Here is an 18,495-nt window from a genome sequence, read left to right on the forward strand (position 1 = left end):
CGGGCCGTCCGTCGATGCCGACGTCGCCTGCGAGAAGGGCGCGGAGCCGCGCGTGGGCCGGGGCCGAAGTCGTCCGTGGCCGCCTGCGTCGCGTGCATCGGCGGAGCGGCCCGGACTGGTCACCGACCGGCCGGGCGGCGAGGAGGGTGCCTCGGGACGCCTTGCCGGTTGTGGGGGTGACGGGGAGCGTGCCCTTCGCTCCCGTCCCGGAACATAGCAGGTTATCGATAACACATTCAACAGCTAACGCCGGGACGGGCCGTGCGGACCCGTCCCGGCGCTGGTCGCCGCGGTCTCGGCGGCCGGGCCGTGGGCCCAGCCTGTTAGCGATAACAGATGTCTCGCCGGCCCCGCCTCAGACCGCGCGGGCCAGGACGTCGTGGGCGGCTCGGGCCACGGCGGCGTCGATCATCCGGCCGTCCGCCGCGACGGCGACGCCGTGCCCGTGCCCGGTGACGGCGGCGAGACGCGCCACCACGTCCCGCGCGTCGGCCACCTCCTCGGCGGACGGGGTGAACACGTCGTTGATCACCGCCGCCTGCGCGGGATGGATCGCGGTGCGGGCCCGGAAGCCCTGCCGCAGCAGCATCCGGGTGCTCCGGTCCAGGCGCTCGGCGTCGCGTACCGCCGTCTCGACCGGACCCACCGGCGGCACCAGGCCGGCCGCGGCCGAGTGGAGCACCACAGCCGTGCGCAGCGGCCACAGCTCCTCCCGGTCCGGCCCCGGCCGCAGGCCCAGCTCGGCGGCGAGGTCCGCCTCGCCGAGGCCCAGCCGCAGGACCCGCGGCGCGGCGGCCACCCGGTCCAGGGTGAGCACGCCGCGCGCGGTCTCCAGCAGCGGCAGCACCCGCAGCGTGCCGGGCGGCAGCCCGCACGCCGACTCGGCCCGAGCCAGCGCCTCGGCCACCTCGTCGAGCAACTCCGGCTCGGCCTTGGGCACCACGACGCCGCGCAGCGCCGGGCCGGCCACCGCCGCCACGTCGGCGGTGGCCGAGTCGGCGTTGATCCGCACCCACCACTCACCGTCGCGCCGCGGCGGGTCGGCCAGGAACGCGGCCACGTTGTCCCGGGCCTGCGACTTGGCGGCCGGTGGGACCGCGTCCTCCAGGTCGCAGATCACGGCGTCGGCGTCGGCCGTCGCGGCCTTGGCGAGCTTCCTCGGCTCGTTCCCGGGCGCGTACAGGTAACTGCGCGGCGTACGGGTCACGCCGGCCGGGCCAGGTAACGCCCGCGGGGCGTGCCGACCACGGCGCCCGCCTCCAGGATCCGCTCGCCGCGCAGGAACGTGTCGGTGACCCGGGCGTTCAGCTCGAAGCCCTCGAACGGGGTGTACTCCTGCACCGACTCCGAGTCGGCGGCCCGCACCGTCCAGGTGTGGTCGTCGTCGACCAGGCAGAAGTCGGCGTCGAAGCCCTCGGCGATGTCGCCCTTGGTGCGCAGCCCGAAGCGCCGGGCCGGGTTCCACGCGGTCATCTCGGCGATCCGGTGGTACGGCAGGCCGCGGCGGCGGCCCTCGGAGACGAGGCCGGGCAGCAGGTACTCGGCGCCGCCGAAGCCCGACTTCGCCACGAACACGTCGTCCCGGGGCTCGCCGAACTTCACCTCGTCGCGGCAGCAGGCGTGGTCACTGACCACCCAGTCGATCTTGCCGTCCAGGACGTACTCCCAGAGCGCCTCGACGTCCTCGCGCGGCCGGATCGGCGGGTTCACCTTGGCGCCCAGGTTCGCGGTGTCGATGTCGGCGAGCAGGTGCCCGACGGTGACCTCGCGGCGGAAGTCGATGTGCGGGAACGCCTGCGACATCCGCAGGGCGGCGTCGACCGCCTTGCGGGAGGTCAGGTGCAGCAGGTTGATCGTCGGCAGGCCGGTCTCGTGGGCCAGGTACGACGCGATGCTCACGGCCAGGCCCTCGGAGTGCGGCGGCCGGGAGGCGTGGTACGCGGCCAGCCCGGACAGCGTCCCCTCCTCCTCCACCATCCGGGTGTACGCGTTCATGATCTCGGCGGTCTCGCAGTGCAGCGACAGCGAGATCTCGTCGGCCAGCTCGGGGAACCGCTCCCGGGCCGCCTGCACGCCGCGCATCACGAACTCGAAGTGCGCGTAGTCGTACCGCTCGTTCTCCGGGATCATCAGGAAACTGCTCTGGTCGGACGACCGGCCGTGCAGGCCGTGGCTGCCGTAGAACATGAACACCTTGAACGAGGTGACCCCGTGCCGCTCGACCAGCTCGGGGATCTCGCCGATGTGCTGCTTCGACATCGGCGCGAGGTGGAACGCGTAGTCCACGTGCGACCGCTCGGCGGTGGCGGCGAGCACCTCGGGGAAGAAGTCGGCGTACGCGCCACCCCGGTTCAGGTAGTACTGCCCGGTGCGCATGTAGGTGATGGCTGAGGTCACCCCGCCCTGGGCGCAGGCCCGGCTCTCCGAGGCGGCGTCCTGGTCCAGCGGGTTGTAGATCCCCCAGTGCTGGTGCGCGTCGACCACGCCGGGGAAGGCGAGCCTGCCGCCGCCGTCGACGACGGTCCGGGCCAGCGCCGGGTCGATGCCGGCGGCGACCCGCACGACGCGGCCGTCGCGGATGGCGATGTCCACCTGCCGCGGCTGCGTCCACTCGTGCCGCACCACGCGGACGTTTGTCACGAGGGTGTCAAAGGACGTCATGGGTTACTCCTTGAGGTGGGTGAGCCGGCCTCCAGGCGAGCCAGGGTCCGGGGGATCTCGTCGATCGAGTCGAGGGTGTCGAGGCGCAGCACCAGGTCCTCGACCCGGCGCGCGGCCTCGTCGGTGAGCCGGCCGGCGACGTTCTCCCGGAACTTCACCGCGAGTTCCTCGTCGCTGAGCGGGCGCTGCGGGCCGCCACGGTTGGCCAGCACCTCCTCGGTCCACTCCCGGCCGTCGTCCGTGCGGACCGTCACGATCGCCGGGAACTGGTTGGGAAAGATCGAGTCGCAGCGGTCGTCGGGGAGCACGTCGACGGTCGCCATCAGCGCGCGGCGGCGGGGATCGCGGGCCAGCTCGTCGGTGTAGTCGGTCAGCCCGACGCCGAGCCCGGAGCCGCCGAGCAGGCCCGCCACGACCGCGTACGGCCCGGAGAACTGCGCCTGGTAGCCGGTCTCCGGCGCCCGCTTGACCTCGATCGGCTGGCCGATCGTGCGGATCACCGCGGCGGGTACCCGCAGTTCGATGCGGCTGATCCGGTCCAGCGGCAGGCCGCGCTCGCGCAGCCGCAGCCCGGCGTCGATCGCGGCGTGGGTGAAGTGGTTGGCCGGGTACGGCTTGAAGAAGATCCCCGACACCGACCACTCCTCGCCCAGCCGGTCGGTGACCTGGTCCAGGTCGACCTCGTCGCGCAGGAAGGCGCGGAAGAAGCCGAACCTGCCCTCCAGGACGGTCGGCGGGCCGGTGAAGCCGCGCTTGACGAGTTGCGCGGCGGTGACCGCCGAGTGCGCCGCCCATCCGCAGTGCAGTCGCTTGACGGTGCCGCCGGTGCGGTTGGCCTCGATGATGCCGGCGGAGAAGGAGGCGGTGACGCCGAGGGCGTTGGCGACCCCCTCGGAGCCCAGGCCGAACAGCAGCGCCGCCGAGGCGGCTCCGCCCATCGCCCCGCAGATCGACGTGGCGTGCTGCCCGTGCTCGAAGAAGACCGAGTTGCCCAGCTCGCGGTCGTACCCGGCCATGCCGAGACGGACGGCGACCTCCAGGCCGACCGCGACGGCGGCCGTCAACTGACCGCCGCTGGCCCCCGCCGCCTGGGCGGCGGCCAGCGCGGCCGGCACCACGCCGGCGCTGGGGTGCAGCACCGAGGGCAGGTGCGTGTCGTCGTAGTCGAGCGAGTGGGCGAGCACCCCGTTGGCGAAGGCGGCCTGCGCGGCCGGCACCGCCTCGGGCAGGCCGACGGCGTGCGCCTCGGGCCGGCCGCCCTGGTCGGCCACGAACCCGGCCGCCGCGGTGCTCGTCGGCAGCCGGTACGCGGCGACGCAGAGGCCCAGCACGTCGAGCACGCGCTGGCGGACGCTGTGCCGTACGTCGTCGGGCAGGCCGGTGTGCGTGGTGGCCGCGGCGAACGCGGCGAGCCGCTCGGCCAGCGTGGGCTCAGCCATGCCCGACCACCGCCAGCGGACGCACCGGCGAACCGGTCGCGCCGAACAGCGGCAGCGGCGCCAGGACCAGGGTGAACTCGTGTACTCCGGCGGCGGCCAGCTCCTCCAGCGCCATCGCCTCGATGATGTAGATGCCGCGTTCCACCAGAAGCACCCGGTGCGCCGGCAGAACGCTGTGCGCCGCACCCGGGCGCAGCCGCTCGAAGGCGATGGTGTCGGCCCCGACGGCGTGCACCGCGCGGTCGGCGAGCCACACCGCTCCGGCCTCGCCGACGCCCGGCACCCCGGACTCCAGGCCCATGTAGACGGTGCGGTCCTCGTGCTCGAAGAACCGGCCCCAGCCGCTGCGCACCAGGACGACGTCGCCAGCGCCGACGGGCGTGCCCTGGGCCGCCTCCGTGGCCGCGAGGTCGTCCGGCGTGATCTCGTAGCCGGCCGGGCAGCCGTCGCCGGCGCCGATCGCGCGGGGCACGTCCAGCAGCACGCCACGGCGCACCATCGGGGCGATCGTGTGCGCGCCGAGTTCCACGTACCGGCCGCCCCGGCCCGCCTCGACCGCGTCCGCCCCGCCGTGGAGCAGGCCGCGGTGCGAGACGTGGGCGAGCGCGTCGATGTGCGTGCCGACGTGCGTACCCATGGTGATCATGTCGTTCGCCGCGGAGCCGCCGTCGGACCGGACCATGTCCCCGTGCCGGCGGGGCAGGGAGTGCCAGTAGGCGGGGTGGTTGGGGGACTGCGGCATGCCGACGGAGAGCCGGCGGCCGAGGTCGTAGACGGTCACTCCGCCACGGACGGCCGCGAGCAGCGGATCGGCGACTGTGGCCTGGGTTGGGGGTGTCACGGGTTGTTCCTCACTCTTTTCGGAATCGGTCGACCGACCACGGGGGCGGTCAGGCGACGACCTTGCGCGCGCGCAGCTCGGCCAGGAACTCGGGCGTGCAGCCCAGCTCGGTGCCGAGCAGCTCGTCGGTGTCGGCGCCCAGGGCCCGTCCGGTGAACCGGATCGCGCCGGGCGTGTCCGACATCCGCCACATCACGTTGTGCATGCGCATCGGTCCGAGGTCGTCGTCCTGCACCGTGGTGATCATCTCGGTGGCACGGACGTGCTCGTCCTCCACCAGGTCCCGCGCGTCGTAGACGGGGGCGACGGCCGCGCCCGCCGCGCTGAACTCCCGCAACACCTCGTCGCGGGTACGCTCGGCGATCCATCCGCCCACGTACGCGTCGAGGAGGTCGGCGTGCGCGGCCCGCTCCCGGCCGGAGCGGAACCACGGCTCGTCGATGACCTCGGGGTGACCGACCAGGCGCAGGACCCGCTCGGCGATCGCCTGTGCGCTGGTGGACACGGCGACCCAGCTCCCGTCCCGGGTGCGGTAGGTGTTGCGCGGGGCGTTGTTCGTGGACCTGTTGCCGTGCCGCTGCCCGACGACGCCGAGCTGGTCGTACGCGATCGGCCCGGGGCCGACGGCGGTCATGATGGGTTCCAGCAGGCTCATGTCGACGACCTGGCCCCGGCCACTCCGGGCGTCGCGGGCGTAGAGGGCCATCACCGCGGCCGACGACGCGGCGATGCCGCAGATGCTGTCGGCCAGGCCGAACGCGGGCAGCGTCGGCGGGCCGTCCGCCTCGCCGGTCAGGTGGGCGAAGCCGCTCATCGCCTCGGCCAGCGTGCCGAAGCCGGGGCGGGCGGCGTAGGGGCCGGTCTGGCCGAAGCCGGTGATCCGGACGATCACCAGCCCGGGGTTGACCTCGTGCAACCGGTCCGGGCCGACGCCCCATCGCTCCAGCGTGCCGGGGCGGAAGTTCTCCACCACGACGTCGGCGGTGGCGGCGAGCCGGAGGAAGAGGTCGGCGCCGTCGGGGTCGGAGAGGCTGAGCCCGACGGTCCGCTTGTTGCGCGAGATCTCCTTCCACCACAGCGGCACGCCGTCCTTGGCCTCGCCGTGGCCGCGCATGCTGTCCCCGGCGACGGGGTGCTCGATCTTGACGACGTCGGCGCCGTAGTCGCCGAGCAGTTGGCAGCAGAGCGGCCCGGCCAGAATGGTCGAGACGTCAAGCACCCGGATGCCGTGCAGCGGGCCGTGCCCGTCCGCCCGGTTCTCCCGTTCAGTCACCGCTGGTACCTCCTTACTCGTACGGTCCCGGTCATCCCGTCCACATCCCGCCGTTGACGTCGACCGTGGCGCCGTTGACGTAGCTCGCGCGTTCGCCGAGCAGGAACGCGATCGTCTCGGCGACCTCCGCCGGCTCGGCGGGCCGGCGCAGCGGCACCTGCCCGACCAGGTCCGACAGCTCCCGGGCGGACAGGCGCTCGGTCATCACCGACCGGACCGGTCCGGGCGCCACCGCGTTGGCCCGTACGCCCCGGCCGCCGAACTCCTTGGCGACGTTGCGGGTCAGCGCCAGCACACCGGCCTTCGCCGCCGCGTAGGCCGGCCCGGACATCGCGTTCCCGCCGTGCCGGCCGTTCACCGAGCTCATCAGCACGATCGCGCCGCCACCGGCCGCGAGCATGGCCGGCAGCACCGCCCGGACCACGACGTAGGCGCTGGTCAGGCTGTCGTCCAGCACCTGCCGCCACTGCTCGGGCGAGACGTCCAGCAGCCCGCCGTGCCCGACCGACCCGGCCAGGTGCGCCACCCGGGTCGGCGCCTCGGGGAGCGCGTCCAGGAACCGGCTGACCTGGCGCGGGTCGGCGGCGTCCACGCCGTCGGCCCGGTCCAGCACGTGGACCGTCTCCCCGTCGCGGCGCAGGGCGTCGACCACGGCGGCGCCGATCGCCCCGCGTCCGCCGACCACCAGCGAGGTCATGACCGGCGGGTCCGGGTGTTGACGCCGGCCAGCTCACCGGTGGGGGTGACGCGGCCGGACTCCACCGCGGCCAGCCACTGGTCGGTGGCCCAGAGCAGCGCGTTGGCGCCGCGCGGCAGCAGCAGGTAGCTGATCGCCTCGGCGATGTCCCGCTCCCGCACCCCGGCGGCGTACAGCCGGTCGAGGTGGTGCAGGAACGCCTCCTCCTGCTGGTGCACCGCGTGCACCACCACGGCGATCAGGTCGGCCTCACGGCCGGACAGGTCCGGCGCGGCGGCGGCGAGCAGGGCGTGGTACCGGGCGAAGCCGTCCATCGGCAGCGTGGCCGCCCAGGCCCGCGCGGCGAAGAAGATCGGCCGCCACGCGGCCGCGGCCCCGGCCACCGCCGTCGCCTGCGCCATCTCGTCGGTGGTGAGCCCCGCGGCGTAGCCGCGCTCGACGTGCAGCGTGCCCACCGCCTCCTCGTCGGCGACGAGCAGACCGACCCAGATCAGCTCCCGCTCGCGGGCCGACAGGTGCCGCTCGTCGAGGGTGAACCGGCGGTAGAGCCGGGTGTACGCCTCCAGGAAGCCGGGCTCCGTGCGGGCGTACACCTCGTGGTACGACAGCAGGTAGCCGCGCTCGGCCCGGATCGCGGCGAGCTGATCGGGCTCGCTCATCGCTGCGACGGCCCGAGGCTCGGGGTCAACGAGGCGTCGCGGTCGTAGAAGGCGGGGATGAGACTGCCCAGGTCGTGGCCCGGCAGCGGGTCGCGGTAGTCAGTGCTGCCGAAGTCGTTCTTGCGGATCAGGGAGAGGTTGCCGGTGCGGCTGTAGAGCGGGCCGTGCCAGGTCTGCGGGCTGCGGAAGAAGTAGCCACCGGGCTTGACCACGCCACGGCGTCCCAGCATCAGGTCCCCGGCGATCTTGAAGGACTCCTCGTAGACCGGGTGCTTCTCCTCGTTGATCGCCGTGTATCCGGGCAGCATCCCGACCAGGAAGACGATGCCGGCCTCGTCGCGGCGCAGCCACCGGATCCGCACGTCGGCCGGCTGCGGCTCGTCGCCGCGCCAGCCCATCGACACCCACTCGTCGCGGGTCTCGTGCATCACGGTGAGCGTCCCCGACCCCGGTCCGGCGGCGAATTCCGGCGTGCTGTGCGGGCCGAAGTACAGCACCGTCTCACCGACGCCGGGCACCCAGTCGAGCTCGGTCATCGCCTGGGCGTGCAGGTAGGTGCCCGGGGCGTACGGCTCGTCGTTGACGGTGCCCCGGCCGGCGATCACGAAGATGTCGGCCTGGGCGCTCAGCACGCCCTGCTGCCGGTTGGTGAAGGCGAGCAGCTCGGTGCGGGCGCCGTCCTCCTCGTCGACCGAGAAGGTCTTGCGCAGGCCGCCGCCGTGGCCCGAGCCGAACTGACCGCCCGGGACCGGGGCCCAGGGCAGGTCTTGGGTCGAGATGAAGTCGACGTCAGGGCGATTCCACATGTCAGTCTGCACACCTTTGCCTCGGGGTTCCTGGGTGCCCATCCGAGATAAGGATTGTTCCTGTCAAACGAACGGTGGTTTCCCAGGCGGAACAAGGTGGATACTGTCGTGCCACTGCCCGGCCTGTCAACGGTTCGGGCCAAGTCTCGAAAACGATCAGCGAACTGGAAGGCGGTGGCTGTCATGGGCGACGAGCCGAATCGGATCGACGTGTCGGCGGGCGGTAACGGCGGTGGCGGGGTCGCGGCGCTGGTGCCGCCGGAGAACCCCACGGTGGCGACCGAGCTGCGCGCTCTGCTGCCCGCTGCGGTGGATGTCCGGATCGCGCCGCTGCCGCAGGTCCCGGGCACGTTGAAGGAGCGGCTGCTCGGCTACAACGACGCGCTCACCTCGACCACGAGCACGCTGCTCCCGGCCCGGCCCGACGTCTCCTACTTCGCCTGTACCGGCTCGTCCTACCTGGTGGGAACGGATGGCGACGCGCGGCTGCACGAGGCGATCGACGCGGCGGGCGCCGGACAGGGGCTGACCGCGGCCCGGGCGATCCTGGAGACGCTTGCCGAACTCGGCCGCACGCGGGTGCTGGTCGTCTCGCCGTACCCCGACTGGCTCACCGACCTGGCGGTCGCGTACTGGACCTCCGCCGGGCTCACCGTGGCCGGCGTGGAGAAGGCGCCGGCGCCGAACGGGATCTACGCGATCACTCCCGCCGAGGTCACCGCCCTGCTGCGTGAGCTGCGGCCCGACCCCGAGACGGTGGTGCTGCTCAGCGGCACCGGCATGCCCACCGTCGAGGCCATCGCGGCGGTCGGCGGCGAGCTGGGCGTACCGGTGCTCTCCTCGTCGGTGGCGGCGGCGTATCGCGCCCTGCGTCGCCTCGGTCAGCCGGCGGCCTCGTCGTCGTGCCTGGTCAACGACCTGGTCGGCCGCTGGAGCTGAGCGGGCCGGGCGTTTTGTTTCGGCTGCTTTTCCACCCTTGACGGGGCTCGGGACCAGCCATTAGCGTCCCGGCATACACAGCGGACCGGCGTTCCACTGAGGCGAACGAATCCGCTTTCCCACTAAACCTACGCCCCGGCACCGGGCCGCCAGGAGGTGACGAACGATGCACGGCTGGCGAGCCCGAATCGGCTTGATCGTCCCGCACGTCAACATGACGATGGAGCCGGAGATCTACTCGGTACTGCCCCGCGGCGCGTCCGCACACGCGGCCCGGATGGTGATCCCCCGGCTCGACCCGGCCGGTCTGGTCACCATGGCCGACGACGCCCTGCGCGCCGCGGAGCAGTTGTCCGAACTCGACGCCGACGTCGTGGTCTTCGGCTGCACATCCGGCAGCTTCGTCGGCGGCCACGAGTACGAGACCGACCTGGTCGGGCGGATCGCCGAGCGCGCGGGCTGCCCGGCGCTGTCCACGTCGGGGGCCGGCGTGCAGGCGCTCCGCGCGCTGGGCGTCACCCGGATCGCCGTCGCCACCCCCTACGACGACACCATCAACCAGCGACTGCGCGAGTTCTTCACCGCACACGGGCTCGACGTGGTCAACCTGGTCGGTCTGGGCCTGCGTGAGCGCGTCGCGCACTTCCCGCTCGCCCGCACACCGGTCTCGGCCATCGCGCAGCAGTCCGAGGAGGTCGTCTACCGACTCGCTCGTGCCGCTGCCCACCCGGACGCCGAGGCGCTGTTCATCAGTTGCACGAACCTCTCCACCCTCGGCGTGGTCGCCGAGCTGGAGAGCGACCTTTCCATCCCCGTGGTCACGGCCAACCAGGCCAGTATCTGGGCCGCCTTCCGGGCGGCCGGACTCGGCGACTCGCCGGCGGCGTTCGGCGCCCTCGGCCGGCACTGAGCGCGCCACCTCCTCTCACTTACTCGTTTCCCCCGGGAGTAACCATGTCTTCTCTGTCCCGTCGCAACCTGCTCCGGCTCGGCGCCCTGGCCGGCGCCGGTGGCCTGCTGGCCGCCTGTTCCCGTCCCGACGGCGCCCCGGCCGCCTCCGGCGGCGGCAACTCCGGCGGCCCGTACACCACCATCCGATCGACAGCGACCTCCTACATCTGGGCGCCGTTCCTCGTCGCCGAGAAGAAGGGCTACTTCGCCGAGGAGGGGCTGCAGCAGAGCGGCAAGGTCGCCGGCCAGGGCGTGGTGGCGAACATCGTGCTCGCCGGTGACGCCGAGTTCGTCGTCGGCTCGCCGATGGACACCATGAAGTCCACGGCGGTGGGCCAGCCGCTGATCAGCTTCTGCGGCATGGTGACCACCCTGGCCACGAACATCGTGGTCAGCGCCGAGTCGTTCGAGAAGGCCGGACTGTCCGACTCGAGCACGCCCGAGCAGCGGGGCGCGGCCATGCGCGGCATGAAGCTGGCCTCCACCGGCGTCGCCGGCACCCCGGACCTGCTGATCCGCTACGTCTCCAGCAACCTGGGCAAGCTCGACCCGAACAAGGACCTGCAGATCGTGCCGATCCAGGGCGGCGGCTCGGCGATGCTCGCGGCGGTGAAGAACAAGCAGATCGACGGCATGGCGATCTCGTCGCCGATCTCCGACCAGGCGATCTCCGACCTCGGCATGAAGTACCTCTACGACATGTCCAAGGACCCGGTCCAGCCGCTTGTGGGCTTCCCCTACATCATGGCCTCCTGCAAGAAGGACTTCCTGGAGAAGAACCCCGAGGCCATCGCGTCGTACTGCCGGGCGATCCAGCGGTCGCTCAACTTCATCCAGGCGGAGAAGGACGAGTTCCGCGACCTGCTCGGCGGCATCTTCACCGACATCAAGCCCGAGGTCTTCAAGACGGCGTTCGAGTCGAACTACCCGATCTACGGCAAGAGCATCGTCCCGACCCCGGAGCAGTACGAGCAGGCCAAGGAGTTCGTGGTCACCGCCTTCGAGATCAACGGCAGCGTCAGCGAGGCGGCCGCGGCCAAGAAGATCGGCTTCGACGACACCTGGAACGCCACCATCGCCCAGCAGGCGTTCGACAAGGTCGGCACGTCCTACTGAGCTGCCCCGCCCATCGCCGGCCGGGCCGGCTCCTCGACGTTGGGAAGACGATCGTGACCACGACTTCGGTACCAGGGGTGAGCTCCACCCACATCAAGAACTTCGGAGATCTCAAGGCCGCGGCCCGCAACGGGGCACGGCAGGCCGTGTGGGACTTCCTGGAGGGCGGCGCGGGCGCCGAGCGCAGCGTCGCCGCCAACCTCGACGAGTTCGACCGGTGGACGTTCCGGCCGCGGATCCTCACCGGCAGCAAGCCGCCGTCGCTGGAGACGACGTACCTGGGCTGGCCGCTGAAGATGCCGGTGGCCACCGCGCCCTTCGGCGCGGACGGGCTGTTCCACCCGGACGGCCAGCTCGCGGTGGCCGGCGCGGCGCAGGACGTCGGCGCGCTGGCCCTGGCGCCGCACGTCTCCACCCACCCGCTGGAGAGGATCCGCGAGGTGGCACCCGAGTCGGCGCTGATGTTCCAGCTCCACCCGGTCGGCAGCCTGGTCAACTTCCGGCGGCTGGTCCGCCGTGCCGAGTCGGCCGGATACCGCGGTCTGGTGATCACCGCCGACTGCCCGACCGCCGGTTACCGCGACCGCAACCTCGCCAACCAGTTCGTCTACGAGGACGTCATGCGCGGCAACTACCAGGGCGAGACGGGCCACGCCGAGGAGATGTTCGGCGAGTTCCGCGCCATGAGCCAGCCGGTGTGGACGTTCGACTACCTGGCCGAGGCGCTCAGCGAGACCTCGCTGCCGGTGGTGATCAAGGGCGTGATGACCGGCGAGGACGCGGTGCTCTCCGCCGACATGGGCGCGGCCGGGGTGATCGTCAGCAACCACGGCGGACGGCAGCTCGACTGCACCCCGGCCACGCTTCGGCAGCTGCCCGAGGTGGTGGACGCGGTGGGCGGCCGGATCAGCGTCGCCGTCGACGGCGGCATCCGGCGCGGCACCGACGTGCTGAAGGCGATCGCCCTCGGCGCCGACCTGGTGGTGGTGGGCCGGCTCGCGGCGATGGGGCTGTGTGCCGGCGGTCGCGACGGCGTACGGCGGGCCCTGGAGATGGTCGCGGCGGAGATGGTCAAGTCGCTGGCCCTGCTCGGGCGATCGAGTCTGGCCGAGGTCGACCGTTCCATGCTTCAGCCGGCCTGACAGCAGATACGGGAGAAGTCGGATGTCTACTGACAAAACGGGGACCGCCCGCAACGCCGTCGTGTCGGCTGAGGGCGTGTCCATGACCTACCACGGGCGTCGTGGCCCGGTGAACGCCCTTTCCCGCGTGGACTTCAACCTCTGGGAGGGCGAGTTCGTCGCGCTGCTGGGGCCCTCCGGCTGCGGCAAGTCGACGCTGCTCAACATGGTCTCCGGGCTGATCACGCCGACCAGTGGGTCGCTGACCTACCGCGGGACGCCGATCGACGGCCCGAACACCAGCATCGGCTACATGACCCAGCGGGACTCGATCCTGCCCTGGCGTACGGTCGCCGAGAACATCGAGCTGCCGCTGCAGATCCGCCGGGTGCCGGCACGGCAGCGCCGGGAGAAGGTCGCCACCTACATCGAGATGGTGGGCCTCAAGGGGTTCGAGAACACGTACCCGGCGGGTCTGTCCGGCGGCATGCGCAAGCGGGTGGGCCTGGCGCAGGCGCTGGTGTACGAGCCGGAGACGCTCCTGCTCGACGAGCCGTTCGGCGCGCTCGACGCGATCCTGCGCCTGCGCATGCAGGCCGAGCTGCTCTCGCTGATGGAGAAGCTCGGTGCGGCGGTGCTGTTCGTGACCCACGACATGGACGAGGCGATCACGCTGGCCGACCGGGTCGTGGTGATGAGCGCCCGCCCGGCCCGCATCGTCGACGTGATCGAGGTCGACCTGCCCCGCCCACGGGACCTGGAGCAGCTTCAGTTCACCGCGGAGTACCAGGAGGTACGCCGCCGGGTCTGGCACAACCTCGGGCGGGAGATCCACGCCGGCGAGAAGGAGATGGCGAACCCATGAGTGACACCGAGACGGTCAGCCGTGGCGCGGTCACCGCGCCGGCCGCCGGGCCGGCCGCCGCCAAGCCGCCCCGCAAGCTCAATCCGAAGATCAAGATCGCGCTCGGCCAGATCGCCGTGGTGATCGTCTGGCTCGGCTCCTGGCAGTGGATGTCCGGCCGGCTGATCGACCCGTTCTTCACCAGCTCGCCCGGCGCGATCGGGCAGCAGCTTCTGGAATGGTTCCGTACCGGGTCGATCTGGCCGCACCTGCTGATCACGTTGCAGGAGTTCGGCGCCGGTCTGGCGATCGGCAGCGTGGCCGGCGTGCTCGTCGGCTTCACCCTGGGCCGGCTGCCGACGACCGCGGCGGTGCTCAACCCGTTCGTCACAGTCGTCTACAGCATGCCGAAGCTCGCCCTGGCCCCGCTGTTCGTGCTCTGGTTCGGCATCGGGTTCGGCTCGAAGATCGTCCTGGTCGGACTGATCTCGTTCTTCCTGGTCTTCTACAACACGTTCACCGGCGCGCGCGACGTCGACCCGCTGTTCATCAACTCACTGCGGATCATGGGGGCGAACCGGCTGACCATCTACCGCCGGGTCGTCATGCCGTCGGCCGCGGTGTGGGTGATGACCGGCCTGCGCATCGCCGTGCCGCAGGCCGTGATCGGCGCTGTCGTCGGTGAGCTGATCTCGTCCAACCAGGGCGTGGGTTACGTCATCGCCAACGCCGCCGCGTTCTTCAACACCACCGGCGTGCTGGCCGGCGTCGCGCTCGTGGCGTGCGTGTCGGTCATCCTCTCCCAACTGATCATCGTGCTGGAACGCTGGGCGACCCGCTGGAAGCAGGGCTGAGATGAACCCGACCGCCGCGCTCGCGCGCTGGGCCGCCGACCTGCGGTACGACGATCTCTCCGCCGACGTGGTCGGGCGGGTACGCGGGCTGCTGCTCGACCACCTCGGCGTGGCGGTGCTCGGCAGCACCCGCGACCACCACCGGCGCTGGGTCTCCAACGAACTGCGCATGGGTGGCGGGGAGCCGGGCCTGAGCACCGTCGTCGGCACCGCCCTGCGCGTGGCGCCGGACCGGGCGGCGTTCCTCAACGGCGTCGCGGGCTCGTCCGGCCCCAACCTCGACGACGTCTGGCACGGCTCGCTCGGGCACCCGGGCGTGGGCACGTTCCCGGCGCTGCTGGCGCGCGGCGAGGAGGTGCGGGCCTCCGGCCCGGCGCTGATCGAGGCGGCGGTGGTCGGATACGAGGTCACCATGCGGATCGGCACCGCTCTCGGCCGCTCGGCGTTCGACCGGGGCTGGCATCCGCGGGGCGGGTGCAACACGGCGGCCGCCGCCGTGGCGAGCCTGAAGGTGGGCGGCGAGCAGCGGGCCGAGGTCTACCAGGCGGCGATCGGCCTGGCCGTCAACGCGGCGGCGGGCGTGGTCGGCGCGTCGTACTTCTCCGACGCCTGGTACGCCCTGTCCGGCCAGGCGTCCCGGGAGGGCCTGCTCGCCGGTCTCGCCGCGCGCGCCGGACTGTGCGCCACCGACGAGCCGCTGGCCGCCGACCGGGGCTACCTGGCCGCCGCCTCCGATCAGGTCGACCTCGACAGCCTCACCGAGGGGCTGGGCGGCGAGCCGATGCTGATGCGGGCGGGCCAGAAGCTCTACCCCTCGTCCGGCGCGACGCACGCCGCGCTGGAGGCGGCGGTGGCGGCCCGCGCCGAACTCGGCTGCGACGCCGCCGAGATCGTGGAGATCAACGGCTGGGGTTTCCGGGAGATGGTCGACGTGCTCGGCCGGGCCCATCCGTCGACGGCGCTGGCCGCGAGCATGAGCACCCCGTACGTGGTCGCCTGCGGAGTCCGCGACGGCGGATTCGACCTGTCCCATCTGGACCCGGGCCGGATCGCGGACCCGGAACTCGCGCGCCTGCAGTCGGTGACCCGGCTGGTCGTCGACGACCGGCTCGACCGGATGCCGCCCCGGCACCTCGGCGCCCGGATCCAGTTGGTGGCCCGGGACGGGCGGCAGGCGACCGCCGAGGTGCTCGCCGCGAGCGGGCACGCGGGCAATCCGCTCGGGTTCGACCGGGTCGCGGACAAGGTACGGCGGCTGCTGGCCGGCTGCTGGCCGGAGGCCTCTGTGGAACGGCTGGTCGAGCGGGCGGCCGCGCTGCCCGCGACGGATGTCGAGGCGCTGATGCGGGCGGTCCGGCTCGGCGATTAACGTGTCCGCGGCATTCTCCGGCAACATAGACGCCAACTGTTCTGTAAGGAGCCTTCGACATGGCCCCAGTGGATACCGGTCCGGCTGGCGCGGAGATCATCGTTCAGTCCCGGCCCGGCCGGCGACCGGAGCCGGGCGCGGAGCCGGAGGGGGAGGACGGCCGGGCCCGCTCCGGGCTGGCCCGGACCTTCGCGATCATCAATCTGCTGGCCTCCCGGGCGCCCGAGGCGCTGGGCGTGTCGGCGATCGCACGTGACCTCCGGATTCCCAAGGCGGTCGCGCACCGGATCCTCAAGGAGCTGGTGACGGACGCGTTCCTCGCGTTCGACGAGGGGACAAAGCAGTACCAGCTCGGCCCGGGCGCGCTGACCGTCGGCCTGGCCGCGCTGCGGACCCTGGACGTGCCGAAGACCGCCCGTCCCTATCTCGAACGGCTCGTCGAGCTCAGCGGAGAGACGGCAACGCTCTCCATCCGGCAGGGCTGGCAGCGGGTGTACGTGGACCAGGTGCTCTCCCCGCACGAGGTGCGGATGTCGGTGGCCCTGGGCCGGATGTACCCGCTGCACGCCGGGTCGTCCTCCAAGGCGATCCTCGCCGCGCTGCCCGACGAGACGATCGAGGAGTTCCTCACCCAGCACCGCCACGCCAGCCTCACCCCGCGGACGCTCACCTCGGCCGACGCGTTGCGTGACGACATCGCCGGCATCCGGGAGCGGGGATACGCGGTGAGCTTCGGCGAGCGGCAGGCCGGCTCGGCGAGCGTCGCGGCGGCCATCCGCAACGCCTCGGGCGACGTGGTGGGCGCGGTCTCGCTGTGCGGCCCGCGGGAGCGGCTCGCCGAGCAGACGCTGCGGCACGGCGCCGCGGTGGTCGAGGCGGCCCGCGCCGTGTCCCGCGACATCGGCTACCGCGGACCACTCTGACCGACGGCCGGCTCCGACCCGCGCGGCGGGTTCGCGGAGTCCGGCCCGCCCCTGACCGCGCGGACCGCCGCGCGAACGATGACCCCGGGTGTCCCTCCCGGGGTCATCGGCGTTTCAGCCCTCCGCGCGGTCCGTGTTCATAACGTTTCAGTGAAACCATGTGAACGCTGCCATCCTGGCCATCCCGCAGTTCGGGAGCCTTCATGGTTCATCCTGCGAGCGCCATCGTGAACATCTGTTCACCCTATTGTTCACTGCTGCCTAATCCGGTAGAACACCAGGTAGGTCCGCAGCTCGGGCCATTCGCCTCGTGCTTCTAGGAGGGCTTCTCATGGCTCGTTCACACCGTCCGGGCGCCTCCTCGCCCGCGCTCTCCCGCCGCGGCGTCCTGCAGTTGGGTGGCAGCGTCGCGCTCCTGTTCGCCACCGGTGCCTGCGCCGCGGACAGCGGCAGCAAGTCAGGCGACGGCAAGTCCGGCGGCGCCTCCGCCAAGACGCTGCGCATCGCCGTCTCCAGCTACCTGTCGAGCTGGGACCAGGACTTCGTCGGTTTCGACCTGACCGCGCTGATGCTCTACAAGAACGTCTTCCCGTACCTGGTCGACTACGGGGTCACGAACGCCGGCGGCAGCCAGATCCTCGACACCCAGAACATCACCCCGACGTTCGCCGAGTCGTTCGAGCCGGACGCCGAGCAGAAGGTGTGGACCCTCAAGCTGCGCCGGGGCGTGAAGTTCGCCAGCGGCAACGAGATGAAGGCCGCCGACGTGAAGTGGTCGAAGGACCGCGCGTTCGCCGCCCAGGCCAACGTGGCCGGCGTCTACCGCACCATCGGCCTGACCAGCGCGGACCAGGTCAAGGTCGTCGACGACTACACGGTCGAGTTCCACCAGGCGTTCCCGAGCGCCCTGACCCGGCAGATCCAGGCGATCTCGCTGTACGTCTTCGACTCCGTCGAGGCCAAGAAGCACGCCAGCGGCAGCGACCCCTGGGCCAAGGAGTGGTTCGCGAAGAACCCGCCGACCGGCGGCTACTTCAACGTCGCCAAGGCCACCCAGGGCCAGGAGATCGAACTCAGCGCGAACACCGGATACCCGGGTCCGGACCCGGCCAAGACGCCGACCATCCGGATCTCGGTGGTGCCGGCCGCCTCCAACCAGCGGCTCCAGCTCCAGGCCGGTGACATCGACATCGCCCTGGGCATCAGCCAGCGCGACATCCAGGACCTGAAGAAGGCCCCGGGCATCAAGGTCATCTCGGCGGCCAGCAACCGCCAGGTCGCCATCCAGATGTCGGTCACCGCCGCGCCGTTCAACGACGTGAACGTGCGCAAGGCGCTCGCCTACGCGGTGCCCTACGAGCAGATCATCAACAACGTGTACGGCGGCGACGCCCGCCCGGCCAAGAGCCCGGTCCCGCTGGACATGCCCGGATACGACGAGAGCGGCTACCCGTTCACGCACGACCTGGACAAGGCGAAGGCCGCGATGGCCGCCTCCGGCCGGGCGTCGCTCGACTCCGAGCTGGTCTTCGAGGCCGACAACGAGGAGCAGCAGAAGATCGCCGTCCAGGTGCAGAGCGAGGCGGCCAAGGCCGGCATCCGGCTCAAGCTGACCCCGCTGGACCCGGCGACCCTCGGTGAGCGGCGGACCAAGAAGAACATCCCGCTCCAGATCACCTCCGGGCAGCTCTGGGTCGACGACGTCGAGTACATGCTGGCGACGAGCTTCGTCAAGGGCGCCAACCTCAACTACTCGAACTACAGCAACCCGGAGATCGAGCAGATCTACGAGAAGTCGCACACCACCGTCGACACGGGCGCCCGCAACGCGCTGTGGAAGCGGGTCCAGGAGATCCTCGCCGCCGACGTGCCGTGGGTGGTCATCTGCCAGCCCAACTTCAACCTGCCCGTCCGGGAATCCGTCGCCGGCTGGGTGCAGCCGATGGACGGCCTCGCCCGCCTGCGCTACCTGAGCGCATCGGCCTAGGAAACGTCACCCCTC

At 71.8% G+C, this 18,495-nt stretch carries 17 protein-coding genes; 9 read left to right on the plus strand and 8 right to left on the minus strand.

The genetic code is table 11. The features are described from left to right. Window positions 1-355 precede the first annotated feature (355 nt). The 8 genes from AB0C17_RS22385 to AB0C17_RS22420 are packed head-to-tail and all read right to left on the minus strand — an operon-like array spanning window position 356 to window position 8,376. A complete protein-coding gene (locus AB0C17_RS22385; RefSeq protein ID WP_357480299.1) occupies window positions 356-1,207 on the minus strand; it encodes a CoA ester lyase in 852 nt (283 codons plus the stop codon). Further along, window positions 1,204-2,661 (minus strand): dihydroorotase family protein, encoded by a 1,458-nt coding sequence (locus AB0C17_RS22390; protein WP_357385811.1) that lies wholly within the window; start codon window positions 2,659-2,661, stop codon window positions 1,204-1,206. Before AB0C17_RS22390 ends, AB0C17_RS22385 begins: the two co-directional genes overlap by 4 nt. Then, window positions 2,658-4,100, minus strand: coding sequence for an MmgE/PrpD family protein (locus tag AB0C17_RS22395; RefSeq protein WP_357480303.1), 1,443 nt, complete (start codon window positions 4,098-4,100; stop codon window positions 2,658-2,660). Before AB0C17_RS22395 ends, AB0C17_RS22390 begins: the two co-directional genes overlap by 4 nt. Beyond that, complete coding sequence (locus AB0C17_RS22400; RefSeq protein WP_357385815.1) at window positions 4,093-4,941, minus strand: cyclase family protein; 849 nt, start codon at window positions 4,939-4,941, stop codon at window positions 4,093-4,095. The genes AB0C17_RS22395 and AB0C17_RS22400 overlap by 8 nt, the downstream gene beginning before the upstream one ends. Window positions 4,942-4,990: 49 nt before the next feature. Beyond that, a complete protein-coding gene (locus AB0C17_RS22405; RefSeq protein WP_357480307.1) occupies window positions 4,991-6,214 on the minus strand; it encodes a CoA transferase in 1,224 nt (407 codons plus the stop codon). Window positions 6,215-6,245: 31 nt separating this feature from the next. Beyond that, a complete protein-coding gene (locus AB0C17_RS22410; RefSeq protein WP_357385819.1) occupies window positions 6,246-6,911 on the minus strand; it encodes an SDR family NAD(P)-dependent oxidoreductase in 666 nt (221 codons plus the stop codon). Then, the gene (locus AB0C17_RS22415; RefSeq protein WP_357385821.1) at window positions 6,908-7,570 is read right to left on the minus strand and encodes a carboxymuconolactone decarboxylase family protein; all 663 of its coding nucleotides are present in this window, start codon (window positions 7,568-7,570) and stop codon (window positions 6,908-6,910) included. The genes AB0C17_RS22410 and AB0C17_RS22415 overlap by 4 nt, the downstream gene beginning before the upstream one ends. After that, window positions 7,567-8,376 carry a hypothetical protein gene (locus AB0C17_RS22420; protein WP_357385823.1) on the minus strand — a complete coding sequence of 270 codons (810 nt, stop codon included), beginning with the start codon at window positions 8,374-8,376 and terminating at the stop codon, window positions 7,567-7,569. Before AB0C17_RS22420 ends, AB0C17_RS22415 begins: the two co-directional genes overlap by 4 nt. A gap of 183 nt (window positions 8,377-8,559) precedes the next feature. Between AB0C17_RS22420 and AB0C17_RS22425 the strand changes: the two genes are divergently transcribed. The 9 genes from AB0C17_RS22425 to AB0C17_RS22465 all read left to right on the plus strand — a co-directional run bounded on the left by AB0C17_RS22425 (window position 8,560) and on the right by AB0C17_RS22465 (window position 18,480). Then, window positions 8,560-9,315 (plus strand): hypothetical protein, encoded by a 756-nt coding sequence (locus tag AB0C17_RS22425; protein WP_357385825.1) that lies wholly within the window; start codon window positions 8,560-8,562, stop codon window positions 9,313-9,315. A gap of 166 nt (window positions 9,316-9,481) precedes the next feature. Continuing rightward, a complete protein-coding gene (locus AB0C17_RS22430; RefSeq protein WP_354874058.1) occupies window positions 9,482-10,225 on the plus strand; it encodes an aspartate/glutamate racemase family protein in 744 nt (247 codons plus the stop codon). A gap of 44 nt (window positions 10,226-10,269) precedes the next feature. Further along, window positions 10,270-11,382: an ABC transporter substrate-binding protein gene (locus tag AB0C17_RS22435; RefSeq protein ID WP_357385828.1), complete on the plus strand. Its 1,113-nt coding sequence runs from the start codon at window positions 10,270-10,272 to the stop codon at window positions 11,380-11,382. Window positions 11,383-11,459: 77 nt separating this feature from the next. After that, window positions 11,460-12,524, plus strand: a complete 1,065-nt coding sequence (locus AB0C17_RS22440) for an alpha-hydroxy acid oxidase (protein WP_357480310.1) — start codon at window positions 11,460-11,462, stop codon at window positions 12,522-12,524. A gap of 82 nt (window positions 12,525-12,606) precedes the next feature. After that, window positions 12,607-13,368 carry an ABC transporter ATP-binding protein gene (locus tag AB0C17_RS22445; protein ID WP_357480313.1) on the plus strand — a complete coding sequence of 254 codons (762 nt, stop codon included), beginning with the start codon at window positions 12,607-12,609 and terminating at the stop codon, window positions 13,366-13,368. Continuing rightward, window positions 13,365-14,201, plus strand: a complete 837-nt coding sequence (locus AB0C17_RS22450; RefSeq protein WP_357385834.1) for an ABC transporter permease — start codon at window positions 13,365-13,367, stop codon at window positions 14,199-14,201. Before AB0C17_RS22445 ends, AB0C17_RS22450 begins: the two co-directional genes overlap by 4 nt. A gap of 1 nt (window position 14,202) precedes the next feature. After that, window positions 14,203-15,570, plus strand: coding sequence for an MmgE/PrpD family protein (locus AB0C17_RS22455; RefSeq protein ID WP_357385836.1), 1,368 nt, complete (start codon window positions 14,203-14,205; stop codon window positions 15,568-15,570). A gap of 59 nt (window positions 15,571-15,629) precedes the next feature. Next, window positions 15,630-16,493, plus strand: coding sequence for an IclR family transcriptional regulator (locus AB0C17_RS22460; RefSeq protein WP_357385838.1), 864 nt, complete (start codon window positions 15,630-15,632; stop codon window positions 16,491-16,493). A 331-nt stretch (window positions 16,494-16,824) separates the two neighbouring features. After that, a complete protein-coding gene (locus AB0C17_RS22465; RefSeq protein WP_357385840.1) occupies window positions 16,825-18,480 on the plus strand; it encodes an ABC transporter substrate-binding protein in 1,656 nt (551 codons plus the stop codon). The last annotated feature ends 15 nt before the right edge of the window (window positions 18,481-18,495 follow it).

Source organism: Micromonospora sp. NPDC048887, assembly GCF_040649715.1.
Taxonomy (GTDB): Bacteria; Actinomycetota; Actinomycetes; order Mycobacteriales; family Micromonosporaceae; genus Micromonospora.